The 17954-nt window shown below is 69.2% G+C and carries 17 protein-coding genes; 9 read left to right on the top strand and 8 right to left on the bottom strand.

Features of this window, described 5'->3' with window-relative positions; genetic code table 11:
* Positions 1–39: 39 nt before the first annotated feature.
* The 4 genes from RF637_RS09210 (at position 40) to RF637_RS09195 (ending at position 3003) form a co-directional block, all read left to right on the top strand.
* Positions 40–402 (top strand): GntR family transcriptional regulator, encoded by a 363-nt coding sequence (locus tag RF637_RS09210; RefSeq protein WP_064845642.1) that lies wholly within the window; start codon positions 40–42, stop codon positions 400–402.
* Positions 399–1334 (top strand): ATP-binding cassette domain-containing protein, encoded by a 936-nt coding sequence (locus tag RF637_RS09205; protein ID WP_368844679.1) that lies wholly within the window; start codon positions 399–401, stop codon positions 1332–1334. Before RF637_RS09210 ends, RF637_RS09205 begins: the two co-directional genes overlap by 4 nt.
* Complete coding sequence (locus RF637_RS09200; RefSeq protein ID WP_144998578.1) at positions 1334–2047, top strand: hypothetical protein; 714 nt, start codon at positions 1334–1336, stop codon at positions 2045–2047. The genes RF637_RS09205 and RF637_RS09200 overlap by 1 nt, the downstream gene beginning before the upstream one ends.
* A 140-nt stretch (positions 2048–2187) precedes the next feature.
* Positions 2188–3003: an alpha/beta fold hydrolase gene (locus tag RF637_RS09195; RefSeq protein WP_144931673.1), complete on the top strand. Its 816-nt coding sequence runs from the start codon at positions 2188–2190 to the stop codon at positions 3001–3003.
* Between the two features lie 125 nt (positions 3004–3128).
* On the opposite strand, the gene RF637_RS09190 is transcribed toward RF637_RS09195, so the two are convergent.
* A complete protein-coding gene (locus tag RF637_RS09190) occupies positions 3129–4106 on the bottom strand; it encodes an LLM class flavin-dependent oxidoreductase (protein ID WP_085106581.1) in 978 nt (325 codons plus the stop codon).
* A 281-nt stretch (positions 4107–4387) separates the two neighbouring features.
* Between RF637_RS09190 and RF637_RS09185 the strand changes: the two genes are divergently transcribed.
* The 4 genes from RF637_RS09185 to RF637_RS09170 all read left to right on the top strand — a co-directional run bounded on the left by RF637_RS09185 (position 4388) and on the right by RF637_RS09170 (position 7356).
* Positions 4388–5098, top strand: coding sequence for an alpha-ketoglutarate-dependent dioxygenase AlkB (locus RF637_RS09185; RefSeq protein ID WP_368844678.1), 711 nt, complete (start codon positions 4388–4390; stop codon positions 5096–5098).
* Between the two features lie 141 nt (positions 5099–5239).
* Complete coding sequence (locus RF637_RS09180; RefSeq protein WP_368844677.1) at positions 5240–5767, top strand: flavin reductase family protein; 528 nt, start codon at positions 5240–5242, stop codon at positions 5765–5767.
* 222 nt (positions 5768–5989) lie between these two features.
* On the top strand, positions 5990–6649 hold the full coding sequence (locus tag RF637_RS09175; protein ID WP_183085804.1) for a flavin reductase family protein: 660 nt from the start codon (positions 5990–5992) through the stop codon (positions 6647–6649).
* 152 nt (positions 6650–6801) lie between these two features.
* Positions 6802–7356, top strand: a complete 555-nt coding sequence (locus RF637_RS09170) for a YceI family protein (protein WP_144998566.1) — start codon at positions 6802–6804, stop codon at positions 7354–7356.
* 111 nt (positions 7357–7467) lie between these two features.
* Here the strand turns inward: RF637_RS09170 and RF637_RS09165 are convergent, their stop codons facing one another.
* Positions 7468–7719, bottom strand: a complete 252-nt coding sequence (locus tag RF637_RS09165; RefSeq protein ID WP_368844676.1) for a hypothetical protein — start codon at positions 7717–7719, stop codon at positions 7468–7470.
* A gap of 40 nt (positions 7720–7759) precedes the next feature.
* Positions 7760–8515 (bottom strand): cell division protein CrgA, encoded by a 756-nt coding sequence (locus RF637_RS09160; RefSeq protein WP_368835763.1) that lies wholly within the window; start codon positions 8513–8515, stop codon positions 7760–7762.
* A gap of 189 nt (positions 8516–8704) precedes the next feature.
* On the opposite strand from RF637_RS09160, the gene RF637_RS09155 reads away from it, so the two are divergent.
* Positions 8705–9346: an aminodeoxychorismate/anthranilate synthase component II gene (locus tag RF637_RS09155; RefSeq protein WP_368835764.1), complete on the top strand. Its 642-nt coding sequence runs from the start codon at positions 8705–8707 to the stop codon at positions 9344–9346.
* 91 nt (positions 9347–9437) lie between these two features.
* On the opposite strand, the gene pknB is transcribed toward RF637_RS09155, so the two are convergent.
* From pknB to RF637_RS09130, 5 genes are read right to left on the bottom strand one after another with little or no spacing between them, the layout of a single operon-like run.
* Positions 9438–11408: a Stk1 family PASTA domain-containing Ser/Thr kinase gene (gene pknB, locus RF637_RS09150; RefSeq protein ID WP_368844675.1), complete on the bottom strand. Its 1971-nt coding sequence runs from the start codon at positions 11406–11408 to the stop codon at positions 9438–9440.
* Positions 11409–11413: 5 nt separating this feature from the next.
* Entirely contained in the window at positions 11414–13216 is a 1803-nt protein-coding gene (locus RF637_RS09145; RefSeq protein WP_368844674.1) for a protein kinase, read from the bottom strand.
* Entirely contained in the window at positions 13213–14655 is a 1443-nt protein-coding gene (locus RF637_RS09140) for a penicillin-binding protein 2 (RefSeq protein WP_085106574.1), read from the bottom strand. The genes RF637_RS09145 and RF637_RS09140 overlap by 4 nt, the downstream gene beginning before the upstream one ends.
* Complete coding sequence (locus tag RF637_RS09135) at positions 14652–16382, bottom strand: FtsW/RodA/SpoVE family cell cycle protein (protein WP_368844673.1); 1731 nt, start codon at positions 16380–16382, stop codon at positions 14652–14654. The genes RF637_RS09140 and RF637_RS09135 overlap by 4 nt, the downstream gene beginning before the upstream one ends.
* Positions 16379–17953: a PP2C family serine/threonine-protein phosphatase gene (locus RF637_RS09130; RefSeq protein ID WP_368844672.1), complete on the bottom strand. Its 1575-nt coding sequence runs from the start codon at positions 17951–17953 to the stop codon at positions 16379–16381. Before RF637_RS09130 ends, RF637_RS09135 begins: the two co-directional genes overlap by 4 nt.
* Between the last annotated feature and the right edge of the window lies 1 nt (position 17954).

Raw genomic sequence — 17954 nt, 5'->3', positions numbered from 1 at the left:
CATTAGTAGAGTAATGAACCAAGGAGCTGGAAGTTCTCCATGACACCCAAACAAGACGGTCGCCCGATCTTCATGGTCCTGGCCGACCAGATCGCGGACGACATCCTCCAGGGCAACTACCCGGTGGATTCCGCGGTGCCATCCACCAACGAACTCGCCGCGTTCTACCGCATCAACCCCGCGACGGCGGGGAAAGCTCTGGGACGCTTGGTGGATCAGGGAGTCGTGGAGCGGCGTCGTGGGATCGGGACGTTCGTGGCCGCGGATGGCCCGGACATCCTGCGAGCGCAGCGCCGGGAGGCGTTCCATGAAGACTTCATCCAACCCGCCGTGGCCGAGGCCCGGAGGCTCGGACTCACACTCGACGACATGGTCGCACTCATCAGAAAGGTCTCGCCATGAGTTCTCCCGTACGACACACGGATCACCGTGAGAGCGCGCTGGGGCAGGGGATCCGGATCAGGAACCTGAACAAGTCCTTCGGCAAGAAACACGTGCTGCGGGACATCACCGTGGATTTCGCGCCCGATCGGGTGCACGGGCTGCTCGGGGCCAACGGCGTGGGCAAGACCACGCTGATGTCCGTGATCCTCAATCACACGTTCCGCAGCTCCGGTGAGGTGCTGATCGACGGTGAGGATCCGCGGGAGAACGCGCGGTTGCTCGAACGCACGTGCTTCGTCCACGAGGACCAGAAGTTCCACGACGACGACACCCCGGCCTCCCTGCTGCGCATCCTGCCCACGTTCTACCCCACGTGGGACACCGACCTGGCCGAGCGCCTGGCGCCCCGGTTCAAGCTGCCGATGAGCACGCGCACCACCAAGCTCTCCCGCGGGCAGCGCAGCGCGCTGGCGATCGTCATCTCGCTGGCCGCGCGGGCGCCGTACACCTTCATGGACGAGCCGTACCTGGGGCTCGACCCCGGGCACCGCGCCCTGTTCTACGAGGAGTTCGCCCGCGCCATGGCCGAACACCCGCGCACCGTGATCCTCTCCACGCACCTGATCGACGAGGTGTCCGACCTGCTCGAGAACGTGGTCATGATCGAGGACGGCCGGGTCACGGTGGACGCGGACATCGACGACGCCCGGGACAGCGCGTTCGTGCTGCGCGGACTCGAACCCGTGGTCCGGGACGTCGTGGGCGCTCGCAGGGTCCTGCGCGAGTACCGACTCGGCAACATCCTCTCCGTCACCGTGGACGGCACCGCGACCGCTGAGGACCGGCGCCGCGCGGACGCCGCCAATGTCTCGTTGGAACCCGTCACCTTGCAGGAACTCGTGGCCGCGCGGGGCATGCGCGGCACCGACGACGCAGAAATGAGTGTGTGATGCAGTACGCCCGCCGGAACCTCGCGCTGTACCTGACCAACCGACTCAACTCCTTCGTGGTGGCCCCGGCCATCCTGGTCCTGGTCGCGATCCTCACGGTCGTGATCGGGCTGATCATCGGCATCCGCACCGGTCTGCCCCTACCGCAGCCGGTCCAGGACGGATTCCAAGCCAACCTGGCCGTGTTCTGGGCCCTCCCGGGCTTCCTGATCTCCCACGGCGCGCTGACCGCCAACCGGGGTTTCGCCGGCGCGCTCGCGTTCGGCAGCACCCGCCGGAACTTCTGGGCGGGCACGGCCATGGGTTTCGTGATCACGTCCCTGGTGGTCGCGGCCGCGGGTCTCGTGATTCTGGCCGCGGAGGCCGCGACCGGGTTCGGGCTGGGGATCAGTTTCCTCACCATTCACGCCCTGGGTGACGGCAACCCCCTGATCGTGGCCGTGACATTGTTCCTGCTGAGTCTCATGAGCCTCTTTGCGGGCATGAGTTTCGGCGGGATCTACCGCGCGGCCGGGGTGATCTGGACCGTGATCTCGATCGTGGCCGTGGTGCTCGTGGCACTGGGTCTGCTCGCCGCGATCGTGGCCTGGCCGGACTTGTGGTTGAACCTCGCGAGCGAGCTCGGACGGTGGGGCATCCCGCTCGGCCTCGTGGTCGTCACACTGATCGCCGGTATCGCGAGCCGCGCGGTGGTGCGGTACGCGGAGATCTGAGCTCCCGGTACGACGCCGCTCGCTCCCTTCCCGGGGGTGGGCGACGTCCTCGTGTGCGGGCCGTGTCGTGCGGGCGGTGCGTGGACTGCATCCCTGACATCACCCGCTCCCGGGCCCACCCCACCTGACATCATGGCCCCATGAGCCGATCGACATTCACCACGCACACCGCTCACGTCAACGACACCGAGCTGGCCTACACGGACGAGGGCCGGGGCGAGTCCGTCGTGCTGCTGCACGGCCACGCGTACGACCGCTCCATGTGGGACGGGCAGATCACGACTCTCGCGGAGCAGGGTTGGCGCGTGATCGCCCCGGACCTGCGCGGGTTCGGCGAGTCCCGGGTCACCGAGGGGATCGTGTACACCGAGGAGTTCGCCGCGGACATCGTCGCGCTGCTGGACGAGCTCGGCCTAGAGACCGTGATCCTGTTGGGCTTCTCGATGTCCGGGCAGGTGGCCATGCAGATCGCCGCGTCGTACCCCGAACGGGTGAGCGCGCTGATCATCAACGACACGGTGCCCACGTCCGAGGACGCGGCGGGGCGGCGTCGTCGTCATGTGGCGGCGGACGGGATCGTGCGGGACGGCATGGAGACCTACGCGCAGAACGTGCTGTCCAAGATGATCGCGGAGGAGAACGTGGAGCGGCTGCCGGAGGTCGCCGAGCGCGTGCGCGAGATGATCCGGGCCGCCCCGCTCGAGGGCTCCACCGCGGCCATGCGCGGGCGCGCCGAACGCAACGACTTCACCGAGACGCTGCGCGCGTGGGAGAAGCCCGCGCTCGTGATCGTGGGGGACTCGGACGCGTTCGACAACGGCGCGGGCCAGGCCATGAGCGAGCTGCTACGCCACGGTGAGCTCGCGGTGGTCCCCGCGAGCGGGCACACGCCCAACATGGAGAACCCCTCGGAGTACGACGCCGCTCTGGGTGCCTTCCTCTCGCGTCTCGTCTGATCGGGCGGCTCGCGGGTGCCGCTCACGGGCGGAATGGCGGGCGAACATCTGAGTCCCGATAATGCCTCGGAATCGCGATCCGGGCGCTTTATCGGGGCATGGATGTACCCGGGGATGCCCGGCGCTCAGTTCCAGTTGTCGGCGAGCAACTCCATGGCTGTGAGGACGTCCGGTTGGCGCGTAGCGGTGGGGGAGATCATCAGCTCGTCCGCATCAGCGTGTTCTGCGAACCGGTGCAGGTAGTCCACCACGGTGTCCGGGGTGCCCGCGCCGGTGTAACTGAGCATGTGCAGGATCTGGGCGGCAGCGGGGGAGGCCATGACCATGTCCATCTCCTCGTCCGTGAACTCCCGGCCGCGGCCCACCATGGCCCTAACCCGGGAGCGCTGGGTCGCTTCCAACTGGCGGGCGGCGTCCTGCGCGTCCTCGGAAATGATCACGTTCACCGCGGCGATCACGAACGGCTCCGCGAGCTGTTCGGACGGCTGGAACTGGGACCGGTACGCGGCCACGGCGTCCACGAGGGCGTCCGGCGCGAAGTGCGATGCGAACGCATAGGGCAGCCCGTAGGCCGCGGCCAGCTGGGCCCCGAACAGGGACGAGCCCAGGATGGTCAGCGGCACGTCGGTCCCCGCACCCGGCATCGCCTGCACGCCCGGGATGAGTGAGTTGCCGGTCAGGTAGCCCCGCAGTTCCTTGACGTCCTGGGGGAAGCTCTCGGCGGATTCGGGGGAACGACGCAGTGCGCGCAGCGTGCGCGGATCCGTCCCCGGGGCACGGCCGAGCCCCAGGTCGATCCGGCCGGGATGCAGCTCCGCGAGGGTGCCGAACTGTTCCGCGATCGTGAGCGGGGAGTGATTGGGCAGCATGACGCCGCCCGAACCGAGCCGGATGCGTTCCGTGTGCGCGGCCACGTGGGCGATCAACACTGCCGGTGCGGAGGACGCGATCGTGGGCATGTTGTGGTGCTCCGCGTACCAGACCCGCGTGTATCCCAACCGCTCCGCGTGCCGGGCAAGGGTCACGGAATCCGCGAAACTCTCACCCACCGATTGGTTCTCGCGCACGGTGGCGAAGTCGATGACCGATAGGGGCAGTGCCATGAATGAAACCCTTTCCAGAGAAAACTTGCTGTAGGAATAACGGGCTCACGGGGCCCGATATTCCGCGGGCCGCTGCTCTCCCGGGTGTGCTGAACGGGTTGCCCGGGGTGGGAGGGGATGAGCGGGGGAGCGGGATGAGGGAGCGCCTACCGGCAGACTCGGGGCCACCACCGGACCCGGACTTGCCGGTTCAGTTCTCGGGGCGCCCTGCTCGGATCGCCCCAGCCGGCGCCTGGCGGCGCGAGTTGTGGGTGTCGGGGGTCGGTCATAGGCTCACGGGCATGGCCGAGTACGAGGTCACCGAGCTGTTCACCGTCCCCCGCGAGTCCACCGTGCTCGCGCCCGGGGCCGTGCACGTTCCCGATTGGCTCCCCGTCGCCCGGCAGCACGATTTCGTGGCCGCGTGCCGTGACTGGGTGCGCTCGGCCCCCATGCGTCACCAGGTGATGCCGGGCGGCGGTCGGATGTCCGTGCAGTCGGTCATGCTCGGCGCGAATCGGACCCCCTACCGCTACGGGGCCACCGGGGGAGCGGAGGTCGCGGCCCTGCCGGACTGGCTCGTGGACCTGGGTGCGCGGGCCGTGGCGGATGCGTACGGGGTGGTGGACGCGGGAGATGCGCGCGTCCCCGGAGTCGAGGACGTCGTCCGCGGTTTCGTCCCCGACTCCGCGCTGGTCAACTACTACGACGGCGCCGCGCACATGGGGATGCACCAGGACAAGGACGAGTTCTCGGCGGCGCCCATCGTGTCCCTGTCCCTGGGGGACACGTGCACGTTCCGCTTCGGCAACACCGAGACCCGCACGGCTCCGTACTGGGACGTGGAACTGCGCTCGGGGGACCTGTTCGTGTTCGGCGGACCCTCCCGGTACGCGTTTCACGGCGTGCCCAAAGTGTTCCCCGGCACGGGGGGCCTGCACCTGGGGTTGAAGAACGGCGGGCGATTGAACATCACGCTACGCATGACGGGTGGACACCGGCGAGCGCGCTGACGCGCTGAGAGCGACCCCGTCTGTCGGCACACGAGGGCGGGCGCCCCGCTCGAACGCGAGGGTCTGCGCGCCGCTCGGCCACGAGAACCGGTGCCCCGCTCGGACCCGGGGCCGCGACGGGCGCGATGACACACTGGGGTCATGCAGAACGAGACCCTGGATCCCCGCCCCACGGACGTGCAGGTGGAGCGCTACCGCACCCTGGCCGCCGATCACGCGGTGGGGGTGGGCGTGGTGTGCTCGCGCTACCGGGGCAAGGACCACGCGATCACCGTCACGGCGTTCGCGGACGTCTCCTACGATCCGCCCACCATGCTCGTGTGCCTGTACGACATGGGGCGCATGTGCGAGGCCGTGGAGGGCGCCGGGTCCTGGGCCCTGTCCCTGCTGAACGCGGATCAGCGCTCTGTGGCGAATTGGCTCGCGAGTCCGGGCAACCCCGTGGACGGACTGCTGGACACCGTCCCGTTCCACCGCACCGAGCGCACGGGGACGCCTGTGATCGACGGGTGCCTGAGCTGGTTCGAGCTGGACACCGTGTCCACCCACACCGCGGCAACCCACCTGGTGGTCGTGGGGCGTGTCACGGCCATGGGCCGAGGGGTGGACGCGGGTGCCGCGGACCGTCCCCTGATCCATTTCGCGAGGGAGTACAAGAGCATCGGGTGATCCCGGCCGCGGGTGGGCGTACGGTGAGAAGTGGGGGATCGCTCGTCGCACGGTGCGCAGCGGTGGTGTCCCCCCAATGTGACGTCTCATTGCGCCGTGTGGCCCAGAATGTGGACTACGAAATCATGTGTTGGACATGAGATGCCTGGCAGGATTTAGCCTGTCCGGATAACGGCGGCCGGACCGCCGATCCGGGAACACAGCCGTGTGAGAGGACCCACCATGCCGGACCGCGTCAGCCAGAACACCTCAGCAGATCCCGAGACCCCCGACCCCGGCCAGGGGTTGGACGGTGTCCCGGCATCCGGGGGTGAGGCAGAACGGGTCGCCGCACATGCCGTGGACCTCGTGGCCCCCACGGAGGCGCTGCACAGCGATCCGCGCCTGACGGAAGGGTTCAAGTCCGCGTTCGGTCAGCATCCCGCGGGCATCGCGATCATCACGGTCGCCGGGCCGGAAGGCCCCGTGGGCCTCACGGCGTCCTCCGTCTCCTCCATCTCCGCCGACCCCCCGATCCTCGGCTTCTCACTGCAGGCCAAGCGCGGTTCAGCGGCCGTCGTGGCAACGGCCGATTCCTTCGTGGTGCATTTCCTGGATTCGGACAACGTGGAACTCGCACGATCCTTCGCCATTTCGGGTGCACCCCGTTTCGGGGACGACATGGAGTGGACCACGCTGTCCACAGGCGAGCCCCGCTTGCTCGGGGTGCGCCGCGTGCTGAGGGCCATCCCGCTCGCGCGGATCAAGGCCGGGCCGGCGCTCGTGTTCAATGCCGCCGTCGTGGAGGTCCTGGGTGAAGAGGGCTCGGGCAGCCCGCTTGTGTACCACCAGCGGCAGTTCCACGGCCTCAGCAACAGCTCGGTGCTGGACCTGCACCTCTGACGGGCGGGCCTTCGCCGTGCCGTGTGTGACGCTGTTCACCCAAAGTTTTCTCCAGAATAGGTTGACGCATCAAACAGCGGGTCGTAAATTAGTTTCCGAAGCAACCAATTGGGCCGTCCGACGACGGCCCGCCCGATGCCAAGGAGAAACGAATGACCACGCTCGAAGGTATGACCCCCGGAACCTGGACCCTGGACCCCGCCCACACGGAGGTCGCGTTCTCCGTCCGCCACGCCGGTATCTCCAAGGTGCGCGGTGTGTTCAGCGACGTCTCCGGTGAACTCAACGTGGCCGAGGACGCTTCCCAGTCCAACGGCCAGGTGGCCGTGGGGATGAACTCCGTGGACACCAAGAACGAGACCCGCGACAACCACGTGCGCTCGGCCGAGTTCTTCGACGTGGAGAACCACCCGCAGATGACCTACAAGATCACCGGCCTGGAGCTCAACGACGGTGAGGGCACCGTGACCGGCGAGCTCACCCTGCGTGGCGTGACCAAGCCCGTGAAGCTGGACGCCGAGTTCAACGGCGTGGCCGTGGACGCCTTCGGCACCACCCGCGCGGGCTTCACCGCCTCCACCTCGATCTCCCGCAAGGAGTTCAACGTGACCTGGAACGCCGCCCTCGAGGCCGGCGGGGTCATGGTCTCCGACAAGGTGCGCATCGACCTGGACGTGGAGTTCACCGCTCCGGAGTCCGCCAACTGAACGACTCGCACCTGAGCATCTCGCGCCCGAGCGACTCGCTCCCCACGTGAACAGTGCCCCACCGGTTGTCCGACCGATGGGGCACTTGCGTTCCGCGGGGCAGGAGCGCGGCTAGCGCAACGACTGCACGATGAAGTAGATCAGCGGCACGAGCACGAGTCCCAGGAGCGCGATGCGCCGCACCCGCACCTCCATACGCGCGGGGTTGATCCGGTACCCCTCGCGGCGGGTTCCGTTCGCGCCTCGGCGCGACGACGCCTCGGACAGGGGCCCCGGAGCGGCGTCGTCGTCCGGGAAGTTCCGATCGGGGGGCCCGCCGCCCCGCCCGTCATCGGGTGACGAGGGGTGAGGGGAAGTGTTCACGAGGCCTCCTGCGGGGCGCGAGTGCGGATCGGTGGCAGGGTCAACGCCATCTGGTGGTCATGATGAGCCCCGCCAGCATGAACCCGAGCCCGATCACCAGATTCCACACGCTGATCCCGGGGATGGGCACCATGCCCTGGAACAGGTAGTAGGTGATGATCCACAACAGCCCCAGGATCATCAACCCGATCATGACCACCTTGTACCACAGCGGCGTGGGCTGGTAGTCGGTGGACCGGCGCTCGCGCTTCTCCGCCTTGGCGGCCTTCGCCGCACGACGTCGCTCGTCCCGCTGCAGCTTCTTGCGCGCCGCGGGCGTCTCCGCGTCCTCGCTCGTATCGGACGTGCCGACGCCCGGCTCGTCGGTGGACCCGGCCTCGCCGGACGCGTCCGCTCCGGACGTACCGGCCCGGGCCCCTTTCATGCCGGATTCGTTCGCTACAGCGGTCCCGGAAGCGGACACGGATGCCGCGGCCGCCCGCTTCTTCCCTGCCCGGCCCTTACCGACGGACGTCGTCTTGCCAGCGGGCACAGCCGGGTCACCGGACGCATCCCCGGTACCGGGCGCAGCGGCGTCGTCGGCGAGACCGTGGTCGGTCGCCGCATCCTTGGTGGAGACGGCCGAGGACCCGGATTTGCGCGCGGCAGAACGCTCGAAGGACGCGGCGGCGCTGTTGCGGGGAAGGATCTCCGCCGCGAGGGCGGCGAGTTCGCGGTCCCGTTCCGTGAGGGCGAAGTCCTGTGTGTCGTCCTGCGACTTACGGGATCGACCGAAGCGCTTCTTGGGCTCAGACACTGGCGTTCTTTCCTCCTGCTGCGTGGGCACCACGTCCGGGCGTGACCCGGGGGTGGGTGCGCGGCCGTGGCGGCCCGCGGGTGCGGCGGGGACCGGTTCCTGCCGCGAGATCGGCGTTCAGTCTATCCGCCCGAGCGGGCGTAGACTGGCGCGAGTTCTGTCAATTGGTGAACGCGCAGGAGTTCTTGAGTGTCTGTGAAGATTCTCGTCGTGGATAACTACGACAGCTTTGTCTATACCTTGGTGGGGTATCTGCAGCAATTGGGGGCCCAGACGACCGTGGTGCGCAACGACGACCTGGACGTCGCCGCGGCCACCGCTCTCGCCGGTGAACACCAGGGTGTCCTGCTGTCCCCCGGCCCCGGTGCCCCCGCGGACGCCGGCGTGTGCGCGGACCTGATCCGCTGGGCGGAGCACACCAGGACACCGTTGCTCGGCGTGTGCCTGGGCCACCAGGCGCTCGGTGAGGTCTACGGCGCTCACGTGGGCCACGCCCAACAGCTCATGCACGGCAAGACGTCCCAGTTGGTGCACCACGGGGACAGCGTCTTCGCCTCGGTCCCGTCGCCGTTCACCGCGACCCGGTACCACTCGCTCGCCGTGGCCGCGGACACCGTCCCGGACTGCCTCAAGGTCACCGCGACCACCGACGACGGGCAGGTGGTCATGGGTCTCAAGCACCGCTCCGCCCCGCTGCACGGTGTGCAGTTCCACCCCGAGTCCGTGCTCACGGAGGGTGGCTACCTCATGCTCGGCAACTGGCTCGAGGAAGTGGGCCAGCACGGTGCCGCCGCGGCGGCCGCGGGGTTGTCCCCGCTCATGACCGCCTGAGAACCAGTTCCGTCAGAGGCACCCGGACCGCACACTCCGTCGGAGCGAGGTCCGTCGAAACAAGGCCCCGCACAGTAAGGCCCGGCCGATCTCAGCCGTCGCCCCCGCGGGATGCGGTGGGGCGACTCGTGGGCTGGGGCTGCGTGGGTTGCGGTGCGGCATCCGTGGGTTCGGCGGGAGTCGTGGGTTCCGCCGTGGGCTCGTCCTCGTTCGTCGGGGACGGGGTGGGGCTCGGCGTGGGCGTCACCTTCCGGGCCACCGTGAGCGTGATCGTGGACCCCTGGCTCACGGAGGACCCCGCGGGAGCGGACTGCCGCAGCACCGTGCCAGCCTCAGCATCCTCGGTCTCGCGGATCTCCACGTCGTAGTTGAGTCGCACGTCGTCCGCCCGCAAGGCCTGTTCGGCCTCCGCGCGGCTGCGGCCGACGACGTCCGGGACCGTGACCTTGCCCGTGGACACCTGCAGTTTGACCGCGCTGTCCCGGGCCACCGAGGCGCCCTGTCCGGGATCGGTCGAGAGCACCACGTTGTGGGGCGCGGTGGCGCTGTTGACCGTGCTGACCGGGCCCGCCGTGAGGCCGGCCTGCTGCAGGGACTGGCGGGCGTAGTCCAAGGATTGGCCCACGAGATCGTTGGGCACGGTCACGTTCTCGGGCCCCTCGGAGACCACGACGGCCACCGAGGACCCCTGGTCCACCTGGGTCCCCGCGGCGGGGCTCATGCTGATCACGTGCTTGTCCGGCACGCTGTCACTGTGCTGCGTGGTGAACGTGGGGTTCAGCCCCGCGTCCCGCAGGGTGTTCTCCGCCGTGGTGCTGTCCATCCCCGTGACCTGGGGGACGCTCACCTGCGCGACCTGTTCGACCTGCTGGTCCTGCCACCACCGCACGCCCAGCACGGTTCCGCCGACCAGCAGCGCGAGCACGAGCAGCAGCACCACGGGCACGACCCACAGGGGCCTGCGACGGCGCTGTTCGTACGGCGCGGAGGCGGACGCGGGGGCGGCGACGGGCGCTGGGTCGTCGGCCGCGGCGTCGTCGTCGAACCCGCCGTACTGTGCGGAGACGGTGGGCTCGGCATCCTCGCTGCGCCCCGCGGCGGTCACGGCGGCGGCCGGGGCACCGGCACCCACCGCGGGCAGGGTCTTGGTGTGGGAATCGACGGTGTGGGTGACGTCGATGGGCTGTGTGGCCCCGAGATTGCCGGGCAGTTGCCCGCCCAGTTCACGCAGGGCCCGGCGCATCTGTCCGGCGTCCGCGAACCGGTCCCGCGGGTCCTTGGCGAGGGCGCGCTCCATGAACCGGTCCACGGCGGGCGGCAACTGCGGGTTCACCGCCGACGGCGCGGGCGGCGCGTCCCGCACGTGCTGCGCGGCGATCGCCACGGAGGATTCCCCCACGAACGGCGCGCGCCCGGTCAGCAACTCGAAGAGCACGCACGCGGCGGAGTACAGGTCCGAACGGGGATCCACCGCGGCCCCGCTGGCCTGTTCGGGGGAAAGGTACTGTGCGGTGCCGAGCACGGCCTGGGACTGGGTCAGCGCGGCCTGCGTGTCCTCCACGGCACGCGCGATCCCGAAGTCCATGACCTTGACGCTGCCGTCCGGGGTGACCTTGACGTTGGCGGGTTTGATGTCCCGGTGCACGATCCCCGCGCGGTGGCTGAAGGACAGGGCGTCCATGATGCCGAGCATGTACTCGATGGCCTGTTCCGGAGTGACCCCCGGCCCGTGCATGAGTTCCCGCAGTGTGCGCCCGGGGACGTATTCCATGACGATGTAGGGGCGCAGGACACCGTCCGGGCCCTGGGGGCGGATTTCCCCGGTGTCGTAGATGGCCACGATCGAGTGGTGGTTGAGGGACGCCACGGCGTGGGCCTCGCGCTGGAACCGCTCGTGGAACGTCTCATCCGCAGCCAGTTCCGGACGCAGGATCTTGATGGCCACGCGGCGGCCCAGGCGAACGTCCTGTCCCACGTGCACCGTGGCCATGCCACCGCGGCCGATGACCTCACCGACCTCGTACCGGTCGTTGATCAGATCCGGCAGTCCCGACGTCCCCATGCGTGTCAGCCGCCCGCGCCGCTGCCGGGAGCGCTCGGAGCCGCGAGCGCCCCGTCACCGGTGCCCTGCACGGGGTTGGACTGCCCGGATCCTGCCTCGGAGCGGGCGCTCTGATCCGTGGTCCCCTGGGCACCGGTGTCCGCCTGGGTGTTCGCCCCGTTCTGGCCGGTCTCCCCGGCGCCGTTGGTGGCTCCGTTACCGGCCCCGCCGTTGTCCGCGCCGCCGCCATTACCGGCGCCGTTGCCCCCGCCGTTGGTGGGAGCGGTCTGTTGCGGTGCCTGGGTGTTCTGGTTCTGCTCGGGCTGTTGCTGCGGTGACTGCGTGGCACCGGTGCCCCCGGTCCCGGCCCCCGGGGTCGTCTGGGCACCCGGGGTCCACGCGACGTACATCACCACGGTGGAACCGACTTTCACCCGCGAACCGGCCGCGGGTTCCACGGAGACCACGGTGTTCTCCGCCTGACCCGTGCCCTGCTGCAGCCGCTTGTCCACGTTCACGCCCATGGCGGTGATCTCGGAGGCGACCTGGTCCGCGTCGCGGCCCACCATGTTGGCGGGCAACACCACGGTGTTCGCGGTGGGGCTCACGGTGGAGGACGTGACGGTGCCCGGTGCGGGGGAGCCGGAATCGTCCCGCGAGGAGAAGAAGTACACCCCGGCCACGGCCAGGGCCACCAGAAGTGCGAGCAGCGGCAACAACCACGCCCACACGGACGTCTTGCGCCGCTCACCCTGCGGGGTGGAACCGCGCTGCGAGCTCGGTGGCCGGTTCACGGCGTCGAACTGTGCGGTAGAGGGGTGGGCGCTGTACTTGGGGTCCGGCTGGGCCGCGGCCGCGGCCGAACCGGTCACTCCCGCGGCGGCCGTCCCGGACATGGGCCGGGTGCTCGGTCCCGAGACCGGTGCGATGGCCTCGGTGGGTTGCTCGTCGGAGAAGTCCTGGGACAGGAATGGCTGCATCCCCGGGACCATCGTGACCGCGGCCGTGACGTCCCCGCGGCGCAGCGCATCCACGGCGTTGGCGAGCTTGCCCGCGTTCTCCGGGCGTTCCTCCGGGTCCTTGGCGAGCATGGACATGATGAGGGCGCGCACCGGGTCCGGGATGGAGTCCGGCAGCGCGGGAGGGTTGTCGTTGACCTGGGCCAGGGCGATCGCGATCTGGGATTCCCCCGTGAAGGGGCGCCGGCCGGCGAGCAGTTCGTAGCCGATGATCCCCAGGGAGTAGATGTCCGAGGAGCCCGTGGCGGTCTGACCGGTGGCCTGCTCGGGGGCCAGGTACTGGGCCGTGCCCATGACCTGGCCGGTGGCCGTGAGCGGCACCTGGTCCGCCAGCCGGGCGATGCCGAAGTCGGTGACCTTGACGCGGTTGTCCGGGGTGATGATCAGGTTGCCGGGCTTCACGTCCCGGTGCACGAGCCCTTGCGCGTGCGCGGCGGCCAGGGCGCGGGCGGTCTGGCCGATGTAGTTCAAGACCGTGTCCGGGTCCAACGACTTCTGCCGGTCGATGATGTTGGACAGCGGTTCGCCGGGCACGAGTTCCATGACCAGGAACGCGGAGCCCTCGTCCTCGCCGTAGTCGAAGACGTTGGCCACACCCGGGTGGTTGAGCAGGGCGGTGTGACGGGCCTCCGCCCGGAAACGCTGCAGGAACGTGGGATCCCCGTTGTACTCGTCCTTGAGGATCTTCACCGCGACGATCCGACCCAGGACCTGATCCTTGGCCTTCCACACCTCGCCCATGCCGCCGATGGCAATTCGTTCCGTCAGGGCGTAACGACCGCCCAGGGTGGTGTTCGACGATGGTCTCACTTGTTCAACACCGCCTCGAAGAGTTGCCGGGCACTGGGGCTGGTCAGGGAAGACCCTGTGGTGACGTCCACGTCCTCGACCACCACGGCCACCGCCAACTGGGGGTCGTCGGCGGGCGCGAATCCAGTGAACCACGAATCGTTCAATCCGTCCCTGCCGATCTCCGCCGTGCCGGTCTTCCCGGCCACCTGCACGCCGGGCACGGCCGCGCCGGACGCGATGCCGTTACTGACCACGGAGGTCATCAGGTCCTTGACGGTGCCCGCGGTCTCCGCGTCCGTGGAGCGGCGCAGCTGCTCGGCCTGGAACTGGTCGATCACGGACAGGTCCGAGGAGCGCACGGTCTTGATGAGGCTGGGACGCATCATCACACCGTCGTTGGCTATAGCCGCGGAGGCCATGGCCACCTGCAGCGGGGTGGTGCGGACGTCGTACTGTCCGATCGAGGACAGGGCGAGCTGGGCCTGATTCATGTCCTCGGGGAACACGGACGGGGTGACCTGCAGCGGGATGTCCAGGTTCTGGCCGTAGCCGAAGTTCTGCGCGGTCTGGCGGATCTTGTCCTGGCCCAGGTCCATGGCGATGTGCGCGAACGGGGTGTTGCAGGACTGCTCGAGCGCGAAGCGCAGGTCCACCTGGGAGCGCGCGGCACACCCGCCCTGGCGGTAGTTGGGCAGGCTAACTGTCGTGTCCGGGAGCGGGAGCTCGTTGGGGTTCGGCAGCGTGGTGTCGGTCGTGTACTTCCCGGACTCCAGCGCGGCCACGGTGTCGATGATCTTGAACGTGGAACCGGGGGAGTACAGGTCCCCGCTGATCGCGCGGTTCACGAGCGGCTTGTCCGGGTCCGCGTTCAGGGACTGGGCTGCGGCGACCACCTGGTTCGTGTCGTGCGAGGACAGGGCGTTCGCGTCGTAGCTCTTGCGGGAGACCATGGCCTTGATCTCGCCGGTCTTGGGGTCCACGGCCACGATGGAGCCGTTGTGACCCTCCAGTGCGTTGTACGCGATGCGCTGCAGCTCGGGGTCCAGGGTCAGCTCCACCGAGGCGCCCTTGGGTTGGTTCCCGGAGAACAGGGACACCACGCGGTCGTAGAACTGGTCGTCGGACGCGCCCGAGAGCTGGTCACCCATGGCGGATTCGAGTCCCGTGGCCCCGTAGACCAGGGAGAAGTACCCGGTGAGGTTCGCGTACAGGGGGGAGTCCGAGTAGACGCGCTGGTGCGCGAAGTCGCCGTCCGCGGGCACGGAGCGAGCGATCTCCTTCCCGCCCACGAGGATCGAGCCGCGGTCCCGGCCGAACTGTTCGTACAGCGTGCGGTTGTTCCACGGGTTGGCCTGGAGGGCGTTGGCCGCGAAGAACTGCACGTACGTCAGTGTCAGTAGTAGCACCACCATGATGGCCACGGCCATGAGCCACATGCGCCGGATCGCCTTGTTCACCGGGTCCCCCCTTCCTGATCGTGCGCGTTGCCGCCGGATGCGCCGCGTTCACCGGACGACGACGCCGCGTCACCTTCGGTGCGGTCGCTCCGGGAGGCGCGCGTGGCGCCGTAGCCGGCGGAACCGCTCGAGCGATGCGTGATCCGCGAGATCGCCTCGGTCGCGGATGCCGATTCCGCCGCGCCCGGGGACGCCGCGGCGTCGTGGGATACGGACGTGGTCCGCGACAGCGACGGGGTGGGCTCCGTGGCCGGCTCCCGGCCCGGGGCGGCATCGGCGCCGTCGGTGCGGGTGCGCTCATCGTCGCGGCGTTCCTCGCGGGCGCGGAGGCGGCGCTCGAAGGTCGCGAGGTCCTCGTCCGTGGCGGGACCGGTGACCACGGGGCGCCGCGCGCTGTGGGAGATGGCCAGCAGGATCGCCACGATGATCCAGTTGGACAGCAGGGACGACCCACCGGCGGACATGAACGGGGTGGTCAGACCGGTCAGCGGCAGCAACCGCGTGACACCGCCGATCACCACGAGCAACTGCAGCACCATGAGCGAGGACAGGCCCGCGGCCAACAGCTTGCCGAACGCATCACGGGTACCCAGGGCCGCGCGCAACCCGCGGGTCGCGAAGAGCAGGAACATCACCAGGATCGCGCCGAGCCCGATCAGCCCGAGCTCCTCACCGAACGCCGTGATGATCATGTCCGAATTGGAATAGGAGACCAGGTCCGGGCGCCCCTGGCCCAGGCCCTGACCGAACAGTCCGCCGGAGGCCAGACCGAACAGTCCCTGCACGATCTGCGCCGAGCCACCGGGGGAGCGGTTGTAGACGTCCGGGTTGAAGGCGTCCAGCCACGCGTCCAGGCGCAGGGCCACGTGGGAGAACATGCGGCTCGCGGCGAAACCTCCCACGGCCATGAGCAGCACGCCCAACACGATCCAGCCCAGGCGTCCCGTGGCCAGGTAGACCATGGCCAGGAACAGGCCGAAGAACATGATGGCGGTACCCATGTCCTTCTGCAGCACCAGCACGCCGATCGCGATCACCCACGCCGCGAGCATGGGGGCGATGTCCCGGAACCGCGGCAGGCGCACGGGGCCGATCTTGCGCCCAGCCAGCAGGATCAGGTCCCGGTTGGTCGAGAGGTAGCCCGCGAAGAAGATGGCCAGCGTGATCTTGGCGATCTCACCGGGCTGGAACGTTCGCCCGGCCACCGAGATCCACAGTCGGGCGCCGTTGATCTCCACGCCGAGGCCCGGGATCATGGGCAGCAGCAGGAGCACGGCGGAGAGCAGCAACATGATGTACGTGACGTTGCGCAGTCGCCGGTGGTCCTTGAGCAACCACAGCACCACGCAGCACGCGAGCATGGCCACGCCGGTCCACACCACCTGGGTGTTGGCGGCACTCTGGTTGGTGGACAGGTCGATGCGGTGGATCATCGCCAGCCCGAGCCCGTTGAGCGCCACGGCCAGCGGGAGCAGGTAGGGGTCCGCGTAGCGCGCCCGGATCCACAGCACCACGTGCACCAGCAGGGCGCCCACGCCCAGCACGGTGCCGCTCATGATGATGTGGCGGGGATCCGCTTGGGCGCGTTCGGGATCCACCAGGATGTTGGCGCCCACGCCGATCGCCAGGGCCACGAGCAGCAACAGCAACTCGGTGATCCGCCGCGGCCTGGGGCGCACGGGAGCCTCTGTGCCGCGCTCGTGTGCGGCGTTCACGGTCGAACTCATCGGTTCTCACCCCCGGGGGACGTGCGCGGGGTGGCCGAGCCACTCGGCGACGCGCTCGCGGACGGGTTCGGTGTGGGAGTCGTGACCGTCACCCGGCCCGTGGGGCGGGGTTCGGGTCCGCGCGAGGACTCCAGGTCCGCGACGATCTGTTCGGCCTCCTCGCGGCTGCCCGCGGGGATCGTGGCGCGCACGCGGTCCTGCGCGTACTGGGACAGGGAGTCCACGGGGATCTCGGTGGTCGCGCTCAACTCGCTCAGCGAAATGGGACCCAGGGACTGCGAGACACCCTGGAACACGGCCACGTGACCCCGGTCCTCACCCACGTAGTACTGGGACGAGGTCCACGCGCGCGCACCCCACCCGCCGAGCAGCAGGGCGAGGGCGAGCACGACGACGCCCACGATCCACGCCGCACGACGGCGTTTGGTCCCGCGCGCGGGGTCGTCACCCTTGCGACGCAACAGGCTGCGTACCTCGGCGGGATCGGTGGTCACGTCCAGCGTGGAGGTCGCGAGCATCGTGGCGCGGCGCTGGATCGCCGAGTCCGAGACGGTAGGGATGCGCCCCGTCTGGGTCGCGTTCGCCGCGGCACCCACGAGCAGGTGGGGACGCTCGGCCAGGTCCCGGCGCAGCACGGAGGCCGAGGACTGGGTGGGCTGCGATGTGGTGTGGGGGTAGCCGGGTTCGCGGTAGTCGGTGCCGCCGCCGGCCACGGGGGAGTCCATGGGTCCGTCCCAGTGCTCCACCTCGGACTCGCTCATGAGTTGCTCGTCCGACGTGCGGGACTGATCCGGTACGGCCCCCTGGCTCTCCCCGGTCATGGGGTGGGCCTCGCTGCCCTGGGGGATCTCGTCCACCTGCACCACAACCACGGTCACGTTGTCCGGGGCCCCGCGGTCCAGGGTCAGTTCCACGAGGGAGTTCACGATCTGGTTCAGATCCCCCGTGGAGCGCATCACGTTCTCGATGGTCTGAGCGTTCACTACCGCGTTGAGGCCGTCGGAGCACAGCAACCAGCGCTCACCCACGGCCGGGCGCACGGTGCGCACCTCGAGTTCGGGGGAGGCGTCCACGTCACCGAGCACCCGCATGAGCACGTTCTTGTGGGGGTGGGTCTCGGCCTCCTCGGGCTGCAACCGGCCCTCGTCGATCAGCCGCTGGACGAACGTGTGGTCGGTAGTGACCTGCTCGAAACCCTCGGCCTCGGACAACCGGTACGCGCGGGAGTCCCCGATGTGCGCCACGCAGATCACGTCCCCGTCGATCAGCAGGGACGTCACGGTGGTGCCCATCCCGCCCAACCGTGGATTGGACTGTACGAGTTTCGCGAGGTTCTGGTTGGCGTTCTGGATCTCGTCCGCGAGCACGGTCTCGGCGTCGCCGTCGTAGCCGCCGTGGTCCAGGTGGGTCAGGTCGATCACCGCGGAGGCCGAGGCGACGTCACCCCCCACGTGACCACCCATCCCGTCCGCGACGACGGCCAGGTAGCGGCCGGCGTAGGCGGAGTCGTCGTTCTTGGAACGGGCCCGGCCCACGTCGGAGCGAGCAGCATATCGGAAAGCAATGGGCATG

Origin of the sequence: Kocuria sp. CPCC 204721 (assembly GCF_040980945.1) — a bacterium.
GTDB lineage: Bacteria > Actinomycetota > Actinomycetes > Actinomycetales > Micrococcaceae > Kocuria > Kocuria marina.
The sequence above is the reverse complement of the archived record's forward strand: the minus strand, read 5'-3'. Positions and strand labels throughout refer to the sequence as shown.

Coding starts and splice junctions, on each gene's coding strand:
- RF637_RS09210 (WP_064845642.1), top strand. CDS start 40: ATGACACCCAAACAAGACGGTCGCCCGATCTTCATGGTCCTGGCCGAC.
- RF637_RS09205 (WP_368844679.1), top strand. CDS start 399: ATGAGTTCTCCCGTACGACACACGGATCACCGTGAGAGCGCGCTGGGG.
- RF637_RS09200 (WP_144998578.1), top strand. CDS start 1,334: ATGCAGTACGCCCGCCGGAACCTCGCGCTGTACCTGACCAACCGACTC.
- RF637_RS09195 (WP_144931673.1), top strand. CDS start 2,188: ATGAGCCGATCGACATTCACCACGCACACCGCTCACGTCAACGACACC.
- RF637_RS09190 (WP_085106581.1), bottom strand. CDS start 4,106: ATGGCACTGCCCCTATCGGTCATCGACTTCGCCACCGTGCGCGAGAAC.
- RF637_RS09185 (WP_368844678.1), top strand. CDS start 4,388: ATGGCCGAGTACGAGGTCACCGAGCTGTTCACCGTCCCCCGCGAGTCC.
- RF637_RS09180 (WP_368844677.1), top strand. CDS start 5,240: ATGCAGAACGAGACCCTGGATCCCCGCCCCACGGACGTGCAGGTGGAG.
- RF637_RS09175 (WP_183085804.1), top strand. CDS start 5,990: ATGCCGGACCGCGTCAGCCAGAACACCTCAGCAGATCCCGAGACCCCC.
- RF637_RS09170 (WP_144998566.1), top strand. CDS start 6,802: ATGACCACGCTCGAAGGTATGACCCCCGGAACCTGGACCCTGGACCCC.
- pknB (WP_368844675.1), bottom strand. CDS start 11,408: ATGGGGACGTCGGGACTGCCGGATCTGATCAACGACCGGTACGAGGTC.
- RF637_RS09135 (WP_368844673.1), bottom strand. CDS start 16,382: ATGAGTTCGACCGTGAACGCCGCACACGAGCGCGGCACAGAGGCTCCC.
- RF637_RS09130 (WP_368844672.1), bottom strand. CDS start 17,953: ATGCCCATTGCTTTCCGATATGCTGCTCGCTCCGACGTGGGCCGGGCC.